At 44.2% G+C, this 18,070-nt stretch carries 18 protein-coding genes; 5 read left to right on the forward strand and 13 right to left on the reverse strand.

The window, feature by feature from the left end:
* Positions 1 to 25: 25 nt before the first annotated feature.
* Together C7Y66_RS08930 and gyrB are read right to left on the reverse strand one after the other, a co-directional pair.
* Positions 26 to 925, reverse strand: coding sequence for a tRNA (5-methylaminomethyl-2-thiouridine)(34)-methyltransferase MnmD (locus C7Y66_RS08930; RefSeq protein WP_106545299.1), 900 nt, complete (start codon positions 923 to 925; stop codon positions 26 to 28).
* A gap of 41 nt (positions 926 to 966) precedes the next feature.
* Positions 967 to 2,904, reverse strand: coding sequence for a DNA topoisomerase (ATP-hydrolyzing) subunit B (gene gyrB / locus C7Y66_RS08935; RefSeq protein ID WP_106545300.1), 1,938 nt, complete (start codon positions 2,902 to 2,904; stop codon positions 967 to 969).
* A 128-nt stretch (positions 2,905 to 3,032) separates the two neighbouring features.
* Here gyrB and miaA point away from each other — a divergent pair, with 128 nt between their 5' ends.
* The 3 genes from miaA to C7Y66_RS08950 all read left to right on the forward strand — a co-directional run bounded on the left by miaA (position 3,033) and on the right by C7Y66_RS08950 (position 5,137).
* Complete coding sequence (gene miaA, locus C7Y66_RS08940) at positions 3,033 to 4,001, forward strand: tRNA (adenosine(37)-N6)-dimethylallyltransferase MiaA (protein ID WP_106545301.1); 969 nt, start codon at positions 3,033 to 3,035, stop codon at positions 3,999 to 4,001.
* Positions 4,002 to 4,004: 3 nt separating this feature from the next.
* Positions 4,005 to 4,589 carry a DUF2459 domain-containing protein gene (locus C7Y66_RS08945; RefSeq protein WP_106545302.1) on the forward strand — a complete coding sequence of 195 codons (585 nt, stop codon included), beginning with the start codon at positions 4,005 to 4,007 and terminating at the stop codon, positions 4,587 to 4,589.
* A gap of 224 nt (positions 4,590 to 4,813) precedes the next feature.
* Positions 4,814 to 5,137 (forward strand): hypothetical protein, encoded by a 324-nt coding sequence (locus C7Y66_RS08950; RefSeq protein WP_039717311.1) that lies wholly within the window; start codon positions 4,814 to 4,816, stop codon positions 5,135 to 5,137.
* A gap of 69 nt (positions 5,138 to 5,206) precedes the next feature.
* Here C7Y66_RS08950 and C7Y66_RS08955 read toward each other — a convergent pair whose 3' ends face one another.
* From C7Y66_RS08955 to C7Y66_RS08980, 6 genes are all read right to left on the reverse strand, one after another.
* Complete coding sequence (locus tag C7Y66_RS08955) at positions 5,207 to 5,497, reverse strand: DUF2103 domain-containing protein (protein WP_106166181.1); 291 nt, start codon at positions 5,495 to 5,497, stop codon at positions 5,207 to 5,209.
* Between the two features lie 53 nt (positions 5,498 to 5,550).
* Positions 5,551 to 5,844 (reverse strand): ATP-dependent Clp protease adapter ClpS, encoded by a 294-nt coding sequence (clpS, locus tag C7Y66_RS08960; RefSeq protein ID WP_233222595.1) that lies wholly within the window; start codon positions 5,842 to 5,844, stop codon positions 5,551 to 5,553.
* 187 nt (positions 5,845 to 6,031) lie between these two features.
* Entirely contained in the window at positions 6,032 to 8,083 is a 2,052-nt protein-coding gene (locus C7Y66_RS08965) for an FAD-dependent oxidoreductase (protein WP_106545303.1), read from the reverse strand.
* 128 nt (positions 8,084 to 8,211) lie between these two features.
* Positions 8,212 to 8,868, reverse strand: a complete 657-nt coding sequence (locus tag C7Y66_RS08970) for a phosphoribosyltransferase (protein WP_106545304.1) — start codon at positions 8,866 to 8,868, stop codon at positions 8,212 to 8,214.
* A gap of 306 nt (positions 8,869 to 9,174) precedes the next feature.
* A complete protein-coding gene (locus tag C7Y66_RS08975; protein WP_106545305.1) occupies positions 9,175 to 9,399 on the reverse strand; it encodes a hypothetical protein in 225 nt (74 codons plus the stop codon).
* A 59-nt stretch (positions 9,400 to 9,458) separates the two neighbouring features.
* Entirely contained in the window at positions 9,459 to 9,698 is a 240-nt protein-coding gene (locus C7Y66_RS08980) for a hypothetical protein (RefSeq protein ID WP_015152424.1), read from the reverse strand.
* A 493-nt stretch (positions 9,699 to 10,191) separates the two neighbouring features.
* Here C7Y66_RS08980 and C7Y66_RS08985 point away from each other — a divergent pair, with 493 nt between their 5' ends.
* Entirely contained in the window at positions 10,192 to 11,247 is a 1,056-nt protein-coding gene (locus C7Y66_RS08985) for a potassium channel family protein (protein WP_106545306.1), read from the forward strand.
* An 8-nt stretch (positions 11,248 to 11,255) separates the two neighbouring features.
* Here C7Y66_RS08985 and C7Y66_RS08990 read toward each other — a convergent pair whose 3' ends face one another.
* Together C7Y66_RS08990 and C7Y66_RS08995 are read right to left on the reverse strand one after the other, a co-directional pair.
* Positions 11,256 to 11,684 (reverse strand): hypothetical protein, encoded by a 429-nt coding sequence (locus tag C7Y66_RS08990; RefSeq protein WP_015152426.1) that lies wholly within the window; start codon positions 11,682 to 11,684, stop codon positions 11,256 to 11,258.
* 332 nt (positions 11,685 to 12,016) lie between these two features.
* Entirely contained in the window at positions 12,017 to 13,240 is a 1,224-nt protein-coding gene (locus C7Y66_RS08995; protein WP_106545307.1) for an MFS transporter, read from the reverse strand.
* Positions 13,241 to 13,799: 559 nt separating this feature from the next.
* Here C7Y66_RS08995 and C7Y66_RS09000 point away from each other — a divergent pair.
* A complete protein-coding gene (locus C7Y66_RS09000) occupies positions 13,800 to 14,666 on the forward strand; it encodes a 6-carboxytetrahydropterin synthase (protein ID WP_106545308.1) in 867 nt (288 codons plus the stop codon).
* 89 nt (positions 14,667 to 14,755) lie between these two features.
* On the opposite strand, the gene C7Y66_RS09005 is transcribed toward C7Y66_RS09000, so the two are convergent.
* The 3 genes from C7Y66_RS09005 to C7Y66_RS09020 all read right to left on the reverse strand — a co-directional run bounded on the left by C7Y66_RS09005 (position 14,756) and on the right by C7Y66_RS09020 (position 18,061).
* Entirely contained in the window at positions 14,756 to 15,565 is an 810-nt protein-coding gene (locus C7Y66_RS09005) for a creatininase family protein (RefSeq protein WP_106545309.1), read from the reverse strand.
* Between the two features lie 94 nt (positions 15,566 to 15,659).
* Positions 15,660 to 16,655: an ROK family protein gene (locus tag C7Y66_RS09010; protein ID WP_106545310.1), complete on the reverse strand. Its 996-nt coding sequence runs from the start codon at positions 16,653 to 16,655 to the stop codon at positions 15,660 to 15,662.
* A gap of 128 nt (positions 16,656 to 16,783) precedes the next feature.
* The gene (locus C7Y66_RS09020; protein WP_106545311.1) at positions 16,784 to 18,061 is read right to left on the reverse strand and encodes an ATP phosphoribosyltransferase regulatory subunit; all 1,278 of its coding nucleotides are present in this window, start codon (positions 18,059 to 18,061) and stop codon (positions 16,784 to 16,786) included.
* Positions 18,062 to 18,070 lie beyond the last annotated feature (9 nt).

Below are 18,070 nucleotides of genomic sequence, written 5' to 3' on the forward strand. Positions count from 1 at the left end.
TAATTGGTAGTTGGTCACTGACTTGCTAAACGTCTCTACTTTTTCGCTTGCGCCAGCGGGAAGTTGGTTCTAAGCAACTGGTTTGTTGCTCTTGAACTCGTCGTTGACAAATTATCTCTGCTGGATCGCACAACTGAGGATCGCGATAGGGGATTGCCGCACGAGTCTGTAAATGCTCTCGTTCTTCCTGAGACAGCGGGGGTAAGCCAGAATCATGCCAACTAGCTACAGTACCAGGCGATCGCCTACCTACGGGTGATGTGGAACCAATTTTCAATCCTGCTGTTTGTAAAGCCGCTCGCACGGATGCAGCACAGGAATAAGTTGCCAAAATACCACTCTTATGCATACATCGAGCCACGTACCCTAAAAATTCCACCGTCCACAATTGAGGACAGGTAGGCGGAGAAAACGGGTCGAGAAAAATCGCATCTGCCTGAAAACCAGATGCTTGTAATGTTTGAATACTTTGCCTAGCATCGCCAAGTAGTAATTTTGCTTGCAGGCGATCTGTCGTAACTTGATGAGTTGTGGCTAATTGGGTTAATTGGGGTAAGAGCGGCGACCAGCTATCGAGGAGATTGTGGGCGATCGCCGCTTGGGGTACTGTTGGATCTAACTCCAATCCTGCAACTTCTATTTCACAATTAGGATTCTCTTCCCAGATAGCTGCTAAAGCAGCAGCGGTATTGTAACCCAGTCCGTAACATACATCTAATAATCGTAAAGATTTTTGTTGTCGCGCCTTTTGCCGTAGTTGTGTCGGTTCCACAAACTTAAACTCAGCTTCTTGACGCGCCCCAAACTGACTGTGATACGCTTCGCCAAATTCGGCTGAGAAAAACGTGTAAGAACCATCGGCTGTGATTTGGGGGGAGTAGGAGGAGTGGCTGGTGGCTAGTGGCTGGTGGCTAGAATTGCTCACTTGTCCTCCTTGTCTTCCTTGTCTCCCTTGTCCCCCATACCCTAAATATCCAACTCTACCAAGTTGAGGCGAGAACCATAAGTTTCGATGAATTCGCGTCGAGGGGCAACGCGATCGCCCATTAATACGGTAAAGATCCGGTCGGCTTCGGCTGCGTCTTCGATCTCTACTCGTTTGAGGGTGCGGGTTTCATTATTCATGGTAGTGTCCCACAATTGGTCTGGCATCATTTCACCCAAACCTTTGAACCGCTGGATCGTGTAGTTGGCATTAGCAGGGAATTCAGCGATTTTTTGTTGCAGTTCGCGATCGCTATAACAATAGTAGTGATTGCGTCCGCGTTCTAGTTTATATAGTGGCGGACAAGCAATGTAGATAAACCCTTGCTCGATCAGTTGTCGCTGATAGCGATAGAAGAATGTTAGCAACAAAGTTCTGATGTGCGCTCCATCCACGTCAGCATCTGTCATAATTACGATCTTGTGATAGCGCAATTGGGATGAATCGAATTCTTCTCCCTTTACGCCCAAGCCTAAAGCAGTAATCAACGCCTGGATCTCGGTATTTTTGTAGATTTTGGCATCGTCGGTTTTCTCGATATTGAGAATTTTACCGCGTAAAGGCAAGATGGCTTGGTTGCGGCGATCGCGCCCTTGTTTGGCACTCCCACCCGCTGAATCTCCCTCCACAATGAAGATTTCCGATTCACCAGGATCTCTAGAACTACAATCTGCTAATTTTCCTGGTAGAGGTGAAGATTCTAGCACCGATTTGCGGCGCACCAATTCCCGTGCATGGCGGGCGGCTTCAGCAGCTTTAAACGCTTGAATTGCTTTATCTAAAATCGAATCAGCAACGCTAGGACGAAATTCTAGATATTCCGTCAGCACTTCTCCTACTAACGAGTCAACGATCCCTCGTACTTCTGTATTGCCAAGTTTAGTTTTGGTTTGCCCTTCAAATTCTGGATCTGGCACTTTGACAGAAATTACCGCTGTCAATCCTTCGCGGACGTGTTCGCCAGTGAGATTGGGTTCGTTGTCTTTGATTTTATTTCGCTTGCGGGCGATCGCGTTGAGCGTCCGCGTCAAAACTGTCTTCAACCCTTCTAAATGCGTCCCGCCATCCACCGTGCGGATGTTGTTGGCAAAGCCTAACAAGTTATCGGTATAAGCATCCGTACACCACTGCAAAGCGACTTCAACTTGGACGTTGCTGCGTTCCCCTTGTACGAAGATAATTTCTTCGTGTAAAGCTTGCTTGTCGTTGTTAATGTAGCTGACGTACTCGCGAATACCACCTTTGTATTCGTAAGTCTCAACTTTCGGTTCTTGGCTTTTGAGTAGTTCTAAACGGTGGTCGGTAAAAGTTATTCTTACCCCTGCGTTTAGATACGCTAACTCTCGCAAGCGACCAGCCAGCGTGATATAGTCAAATTCCGTGCCAACTGTAAAAATTTCTGCGTCGGGTTTGAACCTAACTCCAGTTCCAGTCTTTGCTTCTTTAAAAGACTTGGTTTGCAGTTCTCCCATCGGTACGCCCCGTTCGTAGCGTTGAGTATGTACCTTTTTATCCCGCCAAACCGTAACTTCTACCCATTCCGATAGCGCGTTAACGACAGAAATCCCAACTCCGTGCAAACCACCAGAAACTTTGTAACCACCACCGCCAAATTTACCTCCAGCGTGTAATACTGTCATCACGGTTTCTAATGCCGATTTCCCCGTTTGCGGATGGGTGTCGGTAGGAATGCCACGACCGTCATCGACCACTTGTACCGAACCGTCAGCATTTAAGTCGATTTCTATGTGAGTGCAGTATCCTGCTAGAGCCTCATCAATGGAGTTGTCTACCACCTCGTATACTAAATGGTGGAGTCCCCTCGGTCCCGTCGTCCCAATGTACATCCCTGGTCGTTTGCGGACGGGTTCCAGACCTTCCAAAACTTGAATTTGCTCGGCGCTGTAGCTGCTCGTCATGCAAGGGAGTCTCCGATAATGAGGTTAAATTAACCAATGATATCTAAAATAAGAGATCGTACCAAAATTCTAACACAATAGGCTTAAAGACGGCTCTAGGGCATTCTAAAGAGCAATTTATCTAGGGGATGTACCAAACTGATATTTCGCATAGATTTGGCTTGATTACAATCTGTGGAGCAACCGCCACGGGTAAATCAGGGTTGGCAATAACTATCGCTCAAAGACTTAATTCTGTCATTATCAGTGCCGATTCGCGTCAAGTTTATCGCGAATTTAATCTTGGCACGGCTAAACCTACTCCTAGCCAGCAACAACTCATACCTCACTATTTAATTGACATTTGCGATCCCACTGAAACTTTCACCGTGGCGGAGTATCAGGAACAAGCACGCGAGTTGATTGAGAATTCGGAAGTAGGGGCGCACAGCTGTGCGCCCCTACTTCCCCTATTAGTCGGGGGGACTGGGTTGTACATCCGTTCTATCGTGCGGGGAATGAAGATTCCTAGAGTAGCACCACAGCCAGAATTGCGATCGCAACTTCTATCTTTGGGTCAAAAGCAGCTTTACGCCATGTTACAACAAGTCGATCCGGTAGCTGCAACTAAAATTCATCCTAACGATCCCACTCGAACTGTCAGAGCTTTGGAGGTATTTTACGTTACTGGTCGTCCAATCTCGGCACAACAGGGAGAAGATCCCCCCTGTTATCCAATTTTACAAATTGGTTTGGACTGTGAATCGAATGCCTTGACTCAGCGAATTTCTCAGCGTACAGAACAAATGGTAGCTGATGGGTTGGTGGCTGAAGTTGAGTATTTGTGTCAAAAATACCGCATGGATTTACCTTTACTCAATACGCTAGGATATCAAGAGTTCAAGCAATATTTAGCTGGAGATATCTCCCTAGAGGAAGCAAAAGAATTAACTGTATTGCATACGCGACAATTTGCTAAACGACAGCGAACTTGGTTTCGAGCATATCCTCAAATTGAATGGTTTAATGCTGACAGTCCCGATTTAGTAGAACGAGTGTGGCAGCGAATTCAGGATTTTATGGCTCAACTAAATCTGAAAGAAAACACGCGATTCTAAAATGTGAAAACACGCCGCTTTGCTTTTTTTGTCTTAGCAATTACCAGCGTTATCCTTGGAGGATGGATTTTTTCTCCTGCTACTATTATACCTCCTGCTAATCTCATTAATCCAGTTAGTATTTATCTCGTTGATTATGGCTTTCACGGAAGATTAATTCTACCTATTAATCGCGATAAATGTCTGGAATATGCCTATGGTGACTGGAGATATTTTGCTTTAAATCAACAAGATTGGTTGACCGGAGCAGCAGCATTATTTTTACCAACTCAAGGAGCTTTAGGACGCAAGTTAAAAAACTGCGATCGCTTCGATTTATTAGCTACTCAAAAAGATAGTTCTTTGCTGAGCATTACTGTAGAAAAAGCAAAAGTCGATCGCTTGTTAAAGGTTTTAAATTCATATTTCGATCGCCTCGCTACTCTGCAAATCAAAAATTCTTACACGGGAATGACCCTAGTTCCCTACGATCGCACTTATACCGTAATACACAATAGCAATCATGAACTAGTTCGCTGGCTGCAAGATTTAGGCTGTCGCGTTGAAGGTTTTGTCTTATGGGCAAACTTTCAAATCAGTGACCAGTGACCAGTGACCAGTGACCAGTTACCAGTGACTGTTGAGCAACAACTAACAACCAACAACAAATGACTAATGACAAATGACCAATGACTAATGACCAATGACTGATTTACATTTATTACAAGATTTTAATCAAACTACCTATTTCTGTTGCAGTTTGTAACTGATTTTGTATACCGAAACACTATTCCTTTAGACTGATGGGAATTGAAAGTTTTGGATATACATATATGCAGATACAAAATTTAAACTTTTCAGACGCGATCGCTTTTATATCTGCCATTGCCTGTATTGCTGGTCTGCTATTGCTTTCAGGAGCTAATTCAGCAGAGGTAAACGAGCTAGAAGAAGCAGAGCAAAATCTATTGCAGATGAGCTTTACTTACTGGTTGCTTTACTGCATCTGTTTGGGATTACAAAAAATTACCTTACCAGATTGGGAAGTTTTGTTAATGAGTTTAAAGCTTACTGCGGCTTTATCTTATTTTCTCACCTTTGCCTGTATTCTCTGTCTACCCCTACATCGATTTGCCGTGCGACAAGTAGAAGAGTAAATCAGTTGACAGTTAACTGTTAACTGTTAACTGTCAACCCACTACCCACTACCCATTACCAACTACCACTCACGATTTCAAAACATTCGTCACTGCTGTTACTAATTCATCCTGGCTGAGAGTTGTCAGGATGAATACTTCTTGTACAGTCTTGCCTTGGCGTGCTATGAGTTTAAATCCACCACGAATCGGCACGGAAATACGAAGTTGCATTTTGGGAGAGTGACCTTTTACCCGTCCAATGACTCCAGGGGTAATTGTTTGAATTCCATCAATGCGAGTCAGGCGTTCTAACACTGGAATTAAGCCTGAGATGTGGGTTGAGTGATTCCAGACCAGCCTGCCGTTGGCATTACTCATAATTAGGTTAATAAGTTTTAATATTTCATTTTAATATTTAATCATTAATTGTCCTAAGCTGCTTCCAGAGGAGCCATAGTTAAGCCAGCACGCCGAAGTTGCTGATGATAAAGTTCTGCTTGTTCTTGCGGTCCCACCCAAACGATCGCCTGACCTTCGTAGTGAACTTGATTGGTTAATTCCCAAGCGCGATCGCCCGTCATACCTGGTATATACTTCATCAAACACTCAGCTACATGCTGAAACGTATTGAAATCGTCATCCAACACGATTACCTTGTAATTAGGATATAGCTTGCTGACGACTTTAGACGATTTCTCAGGTGCGATCGTCGGTGCTGTTGCCATCCCGTAAACTGTTGTAGAAACTACCCTGTTCATAGCACGACAGACAGAACTTCACAAAAATACATTCTCTCAAGATAGCAAGGAATGGTTGGTTGTTGGTGATGGGTAATTGGTGAGCGACTATCTTTTCATATCTAGTCACCAGCCACTAGTCACTAGTCACTAGTCACTGATAACTGACAACTGTTCACCGCCAATCATCCCAATCTAGATTGAAAATGGATGTATCTGGGAAAGCGGTAGGATTATTGTTTTGCTGGAGGCGATATTGTAGCTGTTCGAGTAGGGGTTCTCGTCTGGGTAAGTCGTCTACGAGTTGATAAGGAGCGATCGCTTTTTCTAAGCTAAAAGCAGCAGTGGTTCCGGCGGCTGCGCCTACAGACCATTCAAAGGAATGCACCCGATAAGCAGCAGAGGCGATATGACTGGTAGCAATACTTTTTCCAGCTACGAGTAAATTCTCGATCTTTTGAGGAATCATCGCCCGTAAGGGAATTTGGAAGGGATAGGCTTCACCCGCACCTTGGCGTTCCCCTTCTCGTTCGGTGTTTCCTGGAAGTTCGGGGGGACTTTTGGTCATGCAAGGATGAAAGTCGATCGCATAGTGACCGATCCCTACTGAGTCGGGAAAGATTGTGGAACGAGTCCGTCGGGCAATTTGTTCGGGTGGCTTAGTACTGGCGATCGCATTGATGGTTTCCAGTCCTGCCAAAGCGATTTTCAAACGGCGATACATCTGGGGGGATAAGGTCTGACGGTAGTAATCGTCATTGTAGTTGCGGCGAGAAATATCAATTTCCCAAACGGTAAAGCCTTCTGGCTGTCCCCAACTCGGTCTACCAATAATCCGTCGTCCTTCCCGCATATAAGGATACTTAGACAAGCCGTGTACCGTTCCCATCGGCGAATCTAGTCCAGATAAATAGCGATTGTTTGGTTGGGGTTGTTTCACCCCGTCCCCCAGTTGCGAATCGGTTGTACCCGTCACCAACCAATAAAAGTAACCGATCGCGTGTTCTTCCGCTTTACGCAAGCTTTCTGTTCTCAGTCCTCCCAGCCAATTTCCAGGTAGGAGTTGACCGCTTGCCTGTAACTGAGCGCGAGTATAGATTAAATTATCGACAGCAGTACCAGGACGGTAATCGTTGCCCCACGTCCAATTCTGCATTGATATATCATCTGGTACGGGGGCTTCAAAATTAATTCCTCCGAATGACATGGGTTCGCCGTCTTTCGGACTCCAAATGCGACGGTAGGTAAATACTAGAGGAAAGCTTGCTAAGCGGGGCAGTTCGTAACTATAATAAGCAGAATATTGAGAGTAAAATGGAGGAATGTTGTGACCTATAGGGTCTTTAGTCGCCTCCATCGCAAAAGTATAAGTAAAGCCTTGAGTACAGTAGGGATCGTTAGTCGTACTAGAGGCAGAAGGTTCTAAATAAGAACGGGCATCAATCCCCAGACGATAAGGGACATCTGCCAAAGCAATTAATTCTCCCGTCTCCGTTGCATCCACCACATACCACTTAGATACTCCCTCACTCCTCACCCCTCGCTCCTCGCTCCTTTCCAAAGGTACAAACCGCAAAATTTCCTTATTCAACCGAGCTGAATTTTCGTAGCGATAGGAGTCTTCAATTGTTTGAGATAGAGGTAGGGTATTGAGAGGTGGCACGCCAGCAGCAGGACGATGTTGAATTGCGATCGCGCCTTGAATAGTTTGCTCCGATCCAGCGCGGCTAATTTCTAGTTGCTTCACCACAGTGGCAGGAAACCATTTCAGCTGACCGCGACCCTTTTTTGCCGCATCCTGCAACATATCATAAAGAATTTCGTGACCGTCGTGAGGCAGGAAGCAAGAATCGCTCACCCAGCAATCACCAGGGTTTAAATTGCCATTATATTTATCGGCAATGCGTTTTCTTAGTTCTAAATAACCACGGGAGAAAAATAACTGCAACCGTTGGGTTCTGCGTTCGTCCAAGGCAGAAGTTCCCTGAGTCGAAATTTGTCCTCCCATCCAATCGGTAATTTCAGTCATGCAGACAGTCCGTCCTGCTAGCAATCCCTCGTATGCAGTGGCGACACCTGCAAGTCCTGCACCCGTAACGAGAATTTCGCATTCTACCGTTTGGTTGGGGGTTTTAGGTGGTGCGGAGAGGACGGAAAAAGGGATGAGGGGTGGAGTAAAGGAGGCTAAAACAAGACTGATAAAAGCCGCTAAGCGTCTGCGCTGCATAAGTTTGGAGTTGGCTTGCTACCAAAAGCTAACTGGCTTATCGACGTTAGCACTGCACGGCTGAGGTGACAAGTTTTTTGTAAGTGAAAGTAAACTAGGTAGCGATCGCTCAGCTAACAATTAAAGTACTACGATACATTTCTAGCGACTGTGCCAGCTTGTTGCAATAGTTCGCGCACTTGAGTATCAGTAGTTTGGGGAAACTCAGCGTACCAAGAACCAACACTGTAAAAAGGTGCGGGCGTTTCTACACAGACAATTTCATCGACTTGAGTGGCTAATTCTTGCTGAGTTTCAGGAGAAGCAACTGGCACGGCGATGACAATTGCCGCAGGTTGCTGTAATTGTATTGCTTTCACAGCTGCCCGCATGGTTGCTCCTGTTGCCAGACCATCATCTACTAAAATGACTGTGCGATCGCGGAATTGGGGAAAAGAAAGATTTTGCCGATAGAGCCGTTCCCGTCGCTCTAATTCCTGTTGCTGTCTGGCTGTAACGCGATCGATTTCTGCTTCAGATAAGTGCAACGCTTCAATAATATCGTAGTTCAGCACTCTCACACCACCAGAGGCGATCGCCCCCATTGCCAATTCTTCTTGCCCGGGGACACCCAGCTTACGTACCAAAAACACATCTAAGGGTGCGTGTAATGCTTGTGCTACCTCGAAGGCGACTGGTACACCACCTCTAGGCAATCCTAGTACTAATACATCGTTACGGTTAGCATAGGCTAGCAATCGATCGGCTAGGGCTTGACCTGCTGTAGTTCGATTTTGGAATAACATAGCATTCTCCTGTCCTGAAGCTGCATATTTATTAGCTTAGGAGTTATTTATTTCTATTTGCGGCTCCAAGATTTACCATTCGCTTTTGCGTTCTGTATTTGCTGTCTACTCTAGCTACAGGTCGAGCGCGATGAACCTTCTTTTATTACATTTTTACCGTAAAAGACTGAAAGTGCTTCTGTCTTTAACCAAAAGTATGAGTTTTTTTGTCTTCACACAACAACTGATTCTATCTGTTTTAAGGCGAGCTTTCAGAAGAATATTCAGCCCAACATAAAAGTGTAGGGAAGAAATCTAGCTCTGATTTTACTCTACTCCTTGAATATCTGCCTCATCTAATAAGACTGTCGTTTCAAAACCTATTCTGCCCATATCTGGCGGGGTTCCCATATCCATTTCAACAGTATAAGACCAGCTTCCAGCAGTAGGTTTATATTGCTTGATTTTACCACTACCACCGATAAATCGAACTACGCGCTCGCGACTGAATTTTGGTAGCGAATGATGCTCTACCCAAAGTTTACTTTTCATATTCTTTCCTAAGATTTTGATTATTCAATTGGACGGCGATCGTGAATTCATAGCAGAGCTTATCGAATTGCTAGGTTTGTCCTCTGAGCTTGAGCTGTAGAAATTAATTGCCAACCTGCTTTATGTAATTTTTGATAAGTTGCCCATCCTTTTGAGCCGCCATCTATTTTGTAGTCAGGAACAGAATATTCAGGACAACTCGTATAAGGTTGCCAAGGTTTATCTGGCGATCGCCGTAGATATAAAATCTTTTCGCTTTCAGCACCTAAGCAAGGAAACCAACACATTTGACCAGCCATTCTTCTAACCTCCTGACTGATAAAAATCTCTATTCTGTAACTCTTACAACTAAAGTTTTGACAAATTTGTAAAAAATTGAGCAAAAAATTTAGTAGTTACTCTGACGAAACTGATATATTTAGTTCTAATTCAAATGAAGCTAATCTCAATCTATCTCTAGTTCAAAAATATCAACACAAGAACGTAGCCGAAAGGATGAGTTTTATGCTTTAGCAACACGTTCAATCGATAACAATTATTAGTATTTGTAAACTTTACTCAATGATTAAGCTCTATCCAAACTGCAGGAAGTCAGTTAACTAGATCGGCGATCGCATAATTTAATTTTATAGTTATGCTACCAAGTTTAAAAAGTTTGATGTATTTATCCTTCTCTTTTAACATGCAAATTTAATCCTCTAGAAAGAGTACAGTCGGAGTGAAATACTGTAAAATGCAGTACGATTAGTTACGAACAACTAATGGTAGCAAAGTTGATAAAAACGATAGGGAATGGATTTATTAATACAATTGGCTGGTACGGGGATAATTATTTTAACTCTTTTAGACATTTATCTAACTGTACTTTTTCATCGCCTCGGTAGTAGTGTTGTTAGTATGCCTTTGAACCGAGGAATATGGTGTTTTTTGCGCCTAGTAACGCAAGTCATTCCTAGCAAAAGCGATCGCCTACTTGCTCATAGTGGTTCTATTATGATAGTTGCTATTTTAGCAGTGTGGGCGGCTTCACTTATGAGTGGATTTGCTTTAATTATTTTCCCCGAATTAGGTTCGGCAATTCAAGCTAGTGAAGGAAAAACGCCCACTGATTTTATTACCGCACTCTACTATAGCGGCTTTTCTTTCACTACTTTAGGAACAGGCGATCTAGTTCCAAAAACAGCTACTTATCGATTACTAACTTTATTAGAAGCAGCACTGGGATTTTCTAGTTTTACAATTACAATTACCTACTTACTCTCAGTCTATAATGCTTTAATTACCCGCAATACATTTGCTCTCAGCTTATACCATCGCACCGATGGCACGGGGGATGCAGCAGAGTTATTAGCAAGACTGGGAGCTAGTGGCGAACTCAGTGGGATTCAGCAGGATCTTTCTAATATGGCGAGAGATTTGATTGAGTTACTAGAGCTACAACATTCCTATCCAGTACTGATTTATTTCCGCTTTCGCGAAACATATTATACTCTACCGCGAGTCATACTCTTAGCAATAGACACGGCAAGCCTGATTAAAAGCGCATTAAATGCTGAAAAATATCGTTCTCTATTACACTCTACAGCAGTAGCAGAATTGTGGGGTGGCAGTACGCATATTCTCTCCGAGCTATCTCAATCGATTCTACCCAAACACCGGATAAAATGCGATCGCCAAATGGAACTAGTCTGGCGAAAAAGATATTATGATGCAGTGGAAAGATTGAGTGCTGAGGGTATAGAAACAGCAACAGATCGAGAAGCAGGTGAAGAATTATACGTTGCTTTGCGGCGGAAATGGCAACCCCTTTTAACAACCCTCAGCAATTATTTAGCAGTAGACTTATAACGTGCTACCTAAAATATTCCGATCAGTATGGGAATAGTAAATAGAACTAATAGCACTACCAGAATGAAAGGGATTAAGTTAACATTATGCGGTTTGTGTGGTTCTATAATTAGATTTTCATCTTCTTCAAATCGAGCTAGACGAATTGCATCAGAAATTTCTTTGGCATCTTTGACATGATGTAATGCTTTTTTTTCACCATTCGGATATTCAAAAATAAAATAAGTTGGAACCTTAATCCAGTCACCTGTAATATCAGGTGCATCTACAGCAATTTGTTTAGCTTTGTCCACCAAAGTTTGTGGCTCTTTAGCAATGCGATCGCCTGGATTAACAGTTAAAATTGCGCTCTCGAATGGCTGGTATATCTTAGCTGTGTTTGTCTGAGATTTTTTTAATGTTTTTTGACCGGATTTTTTCAAGTTGAAGCCAACCATAAAATTCTCCTCTCAAGTGAAGGAATTATTTTAATTTCAGTTGTTCGTCAAGATTGAGGAGTATTCAAATCAGTTATCTGTACTTCGTATCGCTTTGCTATCAAATGTTTTTTTTCAAACAAGGATGATACCTTACCAAGCTATAGCCAAACTAAAGTTATAGCTAAACTAAAGTTATAGCCAAACTAAATTGTTACCCCACAAACTTGAGTTTTTCCTAAAGCGAGGCGTTTGAATGAAAAGACTGTTTCAAATTTATTACCAATATTATAAAAAATTGCTAGCGAAACTATATGTTTTCAAACAAAGAATTTATGAATATTGAAGAAACTTTAGATTCGCCACCTGCCACTAACTCTTACGCAGGCAGCCAAGCACAGAAAAGCGATCGCCCCACCAATGGCTCCTACAGAAGGGATAACGCTTTGCTCTGGGGGAAGGAGCAATCCTGATAGACTTTCTGCCCCAGCTATACCACCGAAGTACATCCCTACACCAATTCCAGCTTGATGCGGTGCTACTAACATCAGGACAAAAGGAATTGCACCATTCAGTACAAGATTAAAAGCAACTAGTAACCCGAGGATGGCAAGAATCAAAGTCAACCAACTGGGAATAAATACTGCAATTTGTAATAAGATAGCAGTCGCGATCGCACCTATACATATAGCACGTCGATTATCTATCCGCAGCGTCCAATCAGCAGTTGGCGGAGCTGCAAGTGCCAGCATAATTCCTACTCCTACCATCAACCAATTCACGTTATTTATTTCCAATCGTAGCATCAGCATTTTGGACAAAGTAACTGTCAAAAACTGCGTTCCCCAAGCGATCGCCATCCCACTTAAAAAAATTAAACTTAAAGCGATTTTGAGTGGTGGATTGTCTGTGCTTTTGTGTTCTATTGCTGCTCTAACGGTTAAATTTGCCCTTGCCAACGTTTCTGGCAAATTGACATATCTTAAAATAGCTGCCGCACCTAGCAATGAAAACGAACCAATCGCAAAAGCAAAAATAGTATCTAAATTTAACACTAAATTGTGAGCAACTGGTCTAAAAGCTGTCAATAATCCGGCTACGAGAACTAACAAACTATTAGCTAGCACTAATCCCTCTGGAGGGGCATAATTTCTTAGTAAAGATATTGCTGGGCTGTGAAATATTATCATTGCCAGAGTCCAAGCTACCGATACCACGATTGACACCCAACGAAATTCACCTACACCCTTGCCGAAAACAACCACAGTCGGAATTGCTATAAATAGAGTTGATGCCAAAACGATCCCTGCTGCTATGAGCGGAAAACGGCTACCAAACTGCTGTTTATCGCGATCGGATAAGCCTCCCATCAAAGGTTCTAGTACCACTGCCAATCCATTTCCAACCACAAGTAGAGCAGAACTAACAGGGGCGGGAAAGTAAGATTCTTCCAGCAATTTAGGCAAATACACGCTATAAATCAACCAAGTTAGTGCGATCGCCCCTTGCAATCCTGCCAATCCCCATACTTGCAACCACAATACTTGTACGGATAGATCTTCCTCCTGTTTTTCCATGCTCTATATCCTTTGTGTCTCAGTCGTTAGATAAAATTCAAGAACATAAAATTTAACAACCTGCAATATTTAAAGACACAAACTCACCAAAGCTTTTTCCGGCTAGATGCACTATTTTATGTAAAAAATTTGGCAACGCTCAAGGTTTTGATGCTCAATTGTTAAAGTCGATCTATCAACGAGGCTATTTCTATTGTGGGCGATCGCGATTTTATTCTTTAGCTGTACCGTCATCCCTCTTTTCTCCCGCGGCTATAAAAATTATTTCATTTAATGAATGAGTTAAATATTTTTCCAAAAAATAACTTTTCAGAAAACTAAAAAGTAATCAATCGACTCATATTACTCAAATTATTGAGCCAAAAATTGAAATTATTATGATTTACTTTAAATCCAATCGTCCGTTTATATCTCAGAATATAAAACTCACCAATTACCAACTACCAATTACCAACTACCAATTACCAACTACCAACTCATTGCTATCGCGGTAGCAATTGGTCTATTCTAGTAAAAGTGTTAAGTTTACGAAATTTTACATACTGCTCCCTGTGCGCTCATGCAATGTATAGTTAACCGCCGCGCTCAATTTTCCGCCAGCCATCGCTATTGGTTGCCAGAGCTGAGCGAAACAGAGAACCAGCAACAATTTGGCTTATGTTCCCGCTTTCCAGGTCACGGACACAACTACGTCTTATTTGTTTCTCTTCTCGGAGAGTTAGATGAATATGGCATGGTTTTAAACCTGTCTGATGTCAAGCACGTAATTAAGCGAGAAGTGACTAGCCAGCTAGATTTTTCCTATCTCAATGACGTTTGGCAAGAATTTCAGCAAACATTGCCAACAACGGAAAATATCGCCCGCGTCATCTGGCAAAAGCTTGCCTCACACTTACCGATAGTCAAAATTCAGTTATTTGAACATCCTCAACTTTGGGCAGAATATCAAGGAAATGGCATGGAAGCATACTTAACTATTAGCACTCATTTTAGCGCCGCTCATCGGTTAGCTCATCCCGATCTCAACCAACAAGAGAATACAGAAATTTACGGAAAATGCGCTCGTCCTAACGGTCACGGTCACAATTACCACTTAGAAGTGACTGTAAAGGGGAAAATTCACCCTCGTACGGGCATGATTGTAGATTTGAGTGCATTGAACCAAGCGATCGAAGACTTGGTTATTGAACCACTCGACCATACTTTTCTCAACAAAGATATTGCCTACTTTGCCAAAGTCGTGCCTACGGCAGAAAATATCGCCGTATATATCTCAAATGTGCTGCAACAGCCAGTGCGAGAGTTAGGCGCAGAACTACACAAGGTCAAGTTGATTGAAAGTCCAAATAATTCTTGCGAAGTCTACTGTACTCCAGCTGATTCAATCAAGAGCGCAACTAGAGAACCAGCGTTAGCCCAAGTTTAAGTCGTAGAAGTAGAAATGGTAGCGATCGCGCTCGATCTAAATCAAAGCATCTCGATCGCTATCTATCTTGACAATCGCTTGCTAACCGTTTACTGCTTCCAAGCTTGTGGTTGCTGAAAGGCATAGATGTCTGCAATGACTCGAACCCAACCATCAGCGACCGAGGCAAGGATGCGATCGCCTTTTTCTTTTGTCGCTACGGTCGGATCGCCTAAAATTCCTGTCTGCGTCAGATCGCGGGTTGCCCAAGCAAAAGGTAATTTCCCTTCCATTGAAAGCAGACTATCTTCAGGTAAGCCGTGAGGGTATTCTGTCACAGCCGCTTCCATTTTGACTTGTTCTGGTAAAATCGACAGCATCACACTAGTTTCAGCATCACCGGCATGAATCCCAAACTCTTTCTCGCGATCGGAAAGTAACTCTCCGGCAATGTGGGGAACCCGCCAAGTAAAGAGGGGAAATACGAGAAAATCTGCATATTTGACGTGCAAATCCCGTGCGGCAATTTCCATAATTTGGGGTTGTCCGCCGTGAGAATTCATCAACACGAATTTGCGAAATCCGGCACGGTAAATACTTTCAGCAACTTCAATTAAAGTCGCAAGTAAAGTTGACGCACTTAGGGTAATCGTGCCAGGAAAATGCCAATGTTCGTTCGATTTACCGTAGTACAAGGGTGGTAGGGCATAAGCGGGAATGCGATCGCTTAATTGAGACAATGCCTTGCCTAAAACTGCCATACCAATTGCAGCGTCCACAATTAATGGTAAATGGGGTCCGTGTTGTTCGATCGCCCCTACAGGTTGAATGATGACGACATTTTCTTTATCCGGCATCTTTTGAACGTCAGCCCAAGAAAGATAGGGAAAAAATCGATTCGGGGAAATGTAGCCGTGCATCAGTTATCAGTGAAGAAAGGGTGTTGGGAGAATTCGGAATTCGGAATTCGGAATTCATGCGTGAATGGGTGAATGCGTGAATTGTCTTGCTCCCTCAGCTCTCTTCCCCCTGCTCTCTGCTCCCAGCTCGTCCCTGCTCCCTCATCAGTACATCTTCTGCTAAAGCGACTGCACCCCAAAGTGGTGCTTTATCTCCCAAGGCGGCGGGGACGATCTCGAAGTGGACTTCGGGTAATGCTGTGGCTCGCGCTATGTGGTGGATAGCATTCCAAAAGCGATCGCCTGCTTTGGTGACGCTACCACCTAAAATAAACAGTTGGGGATTGATGAGGTTGGCAACGTTGCCAATTGCTACTCCCAAAGCCCAACCAGCTGTTTCTAATGCCTCGATCGCAATTTCATCTCCTTGGGTAGCGGCTTGACTCACCATTAGTCCGGTAATCTCATTTAATTTGTCGTGGCAAAGCGATCGCAACACCTTACCTTGATCTGGATGTAAGTTTAACCGATCCCTGGTCTGTTGGGCGATGTAGGGACCCGAAGCCAATCGTTCTAAGCATCCGCGCTTACCGCACAAACAAACAGGACCAGCGGGATCGACGACTACATGCCCGATCTCCCCTGCCATTCCTTCTATTCCCCGCCAAGGGCGATCGTTGAGAATCCAGCCTCCACCTACACCCGTGCTGACAGTAATATAGAGCAAACTGTTATAACCCATCCCCGCACCATAGCGATGTTCGCCCAAAGCTGCAACATTAGCATCGTTGTCCACACTGGCAGGAGCGCCAAATTCTCGCTCTAGGATCTCCTGTAAAGGTATATTCTCCCATCCGCTGACGTGGTGCGACAGTCTGACTTTACCGCTTGCAGCATCCACAGGTCCACCAAAGCTGACACCGATCGCTGTTGGTTCTCTACCTGCTAACAGTTCCCGTGCCAGACTCAACATTATCTCTAGATCGGATTGAGCATGAGGATTTGGCGGTGAAAAAACCCTTTTGTCACTCAACTGGTGTTTTTCTCCTGAAGCTACCACCGCCGCCGCGTGTTTAGTTCCACCAAAATCTAGCGCCAGAATTAGATTCATTGAGTGGTAATTGGTAATTGGTAGTTGGTAGTTGGTAATTGGTAATTGGTGATTGGTGAATTCTTCTCTGTCCCTCTGCTCCCTTGTCCCCCTTGTCTCCCTTGTCCCCCTTGTCTCCCTTGTCCTCCCTACTCCCTGCTCCCAGCTCGTCCCTGCTCCCTCTTCAGCGTTTCAATCTCAGCGGAACCGTCATCTTTGAGCCAAGCAATTTGTTGGATGCGGCGCTGGCGGGCGTAGGTGCGGATTTCCTCTGGTTGGCGATCGCCTAAGTCCATTTCGACTCGCAACCCAGGAGTACAGCGTAACTTTTCTGCATAGGCAAAAGCAGCCGCGTAAGCTGCTGGCGATCGAGCGACAACGAGCCAATCACTAGCGGGTGTAGCTTGCGGTAAGCGATCGGCAGACAGCAAGGCTTGTTGTAAATCTTCCGTGTTGAGGACAAAGCCAACCCCCGGAATCGTTTTACCTTGAGGATGATACAGTCCCAAAAGTTGGTCGTAACGACCTCCTTGCCCTAAAATTTGCGGTTGAGCTGTTGGATTGTCGATCGCTGCATTGCCGATGACTTCAAACACGATCCCCGTGTAATAGTCAAAGGTGCGAATCATGCTCAAATCTAGAATGATTGGAAAGTTTTGCGAGTTTTGGTTTGAGTCTACACTAAAGCATCGATCCAAAATCTCAACTAGCGATTTGAGTCGGTGTAAAGCTGCTTGTTGTGGTGCATCTAAACTTAATTTTGTGACTTTTTGCAATACATCTGCGGGATGTCCGCGCAAATCGAGCATCATTAAAGCTCTAGCTCGTAGATCTTCGCTTAAAGGTAGAGTTTCGAGCGTGACGCGATCGAGGTGAGCGATCGCCTGTCGAACGCGATCGCGCCCAGATGCGGGGAAAGAAGCTAATAATGATTGGGTAATTTCCGCTTCGCCCAGAATCAGCTGCCAGTTGTGTAAACCCAATTCATTCAAGCACTCAGCCAGCAGTAATAACACCTCAGCATCAGCCAGCAATCCTTCGCTACCCAGCAACTCCACCCCAGTTTGATAAAACTCCAACTGGCGGTTGTGACTGCTATCGGGCGTGCGGCAAAAGACGTTAGCGTTGTAGTAGAGGCGTTGCGGAAAGGTCGCTCCTGCCATCCGAGTTACAGCAGTGCGAGCGATCGAGGCTGTCAATTCTGGACGCAACCCCAATTCTTCCTCGCGATCCTGAACTTGGATCACCGTCGATCGCTGAATTGCTCCTCCAGCCATCAGCGTATCTAACCGTTCGAGAGTTGAAGTAATGATGCGGTGATAGCCCCAACGATGAAATACCTGCTGCAACCGTGCTTCGACCCAGTGTTTCTGAGCCACATCTAAGGGTAATAAATCTCTTGCTCCCGCAGGTGATTGGTAGACCATTGATTTTTG

The sequence above is a fragment of the Chroococcidiopsis sp. CCALA 051 genome (assembly GCF_003015105.1).
In the GTDB taxonomy this organism is placed as follows: Bacteria; Cyanobacteriota; Cyanobacteriia; order Cyanobacteriales; family Chroococcidiopsidaceae; genus Chroococcidiopsis; species Chroococcidiopsis thermalis.

Bases quoted from the DNA above. Each gene is read 5' to 3' on its own strand.
- gyrB (WP_106545300.1), bottom strand. From the start codon at position 2,904: ATGACGAGCAGCTACAGCGCCGAGCAAATTCAAGTTTTGGAAGGTCTG.
- miaA (WP_106545301.1), top strand. From the start codon at position 3,033: ATGTACCAAACTGATATTTCGCATAGATTTGGCTTGATTACAATCTGT.
- C7Y66_RS08950 (WP_039717311.1), top strand. From the start codon at position 4,814: ATGCAGATACAAAATTTAAACTTTTCAGACGCGATCGCTTTTATATCT.
- C7Y66_RS08955 (WP_106166181.1), bottom strand. From the start codon at position 5,497: ATGAGTAATGCCAACGGCAGGCTGGTCTGGAATCACTCAACCCACATC.
- clpS (WP_233222595.1), bottom strand. From the start codon at position 5,844: ATGGCAACAGCACCGACGATCGCACCTGAGAAATCGTCTAAAGTCGTC.
- C7Y66_RS08965 (WP_106545303.1), bottom strand. From the start codon at position 8,083: ATGCAGCGCAGACGCTTAGCGGCTTTTATCAGTCTTGTTTTAGCCTCC.
- C7Y66_RS08970 (WP_106545304.1), bottom strand. From the start codon at position 8,868: ATGTTATTCCAAAATCGAACTACAGCAGGTCAAGCCCTAGCCGATCGA.
- C7Y66_RS08975 (WP_106545305.1), bottom strand. From the start codon at position 9,399: ATGAAAAGTAAACTTTGGGTAGAGCATCATTCGCTACCAAAATTCAGT.
- C7Y66_RS08980 (WP_015152424.1), bottom strand. From the start codon at position 9,698: ATGGCTGGTCAAATGTGTTGGTTTCCTTGCTTAGGTGCTGAAAGCGAA.
- C7Y66_RS08985 (WP_106545306.1), top strand. From the start codon at position 10,192: ATGGATTTATTAATACAATTGGCTGGTACGGGGATAATTATTTTAACT.
- C7Y66_RS08990 (WP_015152426.1), bottom strand. From the start codon at position 11,684: ATGGTTGGCTTCAACTTGAAAAAATCCGGTCAAAAAACATTAAAAAAA.
- C7Y66_RS08995 (WP_106545307.1), bottom strand. From the start codon at position 13,240: ATGGAAAAACAGGAGGAAGATCTATCCGTACAAGTATTGTGGTTGCAA.
- C7Y66_RS09000 (WP_106545308.1), top strand. From the start codon at position 13,800: ATGCAATGTATAGTTAACCGCCGCGCTCAATTTTCCGCCAGCCATCGC.
- C7Y66_RS09005 (WP_106545309.1), bottom strand. From the start codon at position 15,565: ATGCACGGCTACATTTCCCCGAATCGATTTTTTCCCTATCTTTCTTGG.
- C7Y66_RS09010 (WP_106545310.1), bottom strand. From the start codon at position 16,655: ATGAATCTAATTCTGGCGCTAGATTTTGGTGGAACTAAACACGCGGCG.
- C7Y66_RS09020 (WP_106545311.1), bottom strand. From the start codon at position 18,061: ATGGTCTACCAATCACCTGCGGGAGCAAGAGATTTATTACCCTTAGAT.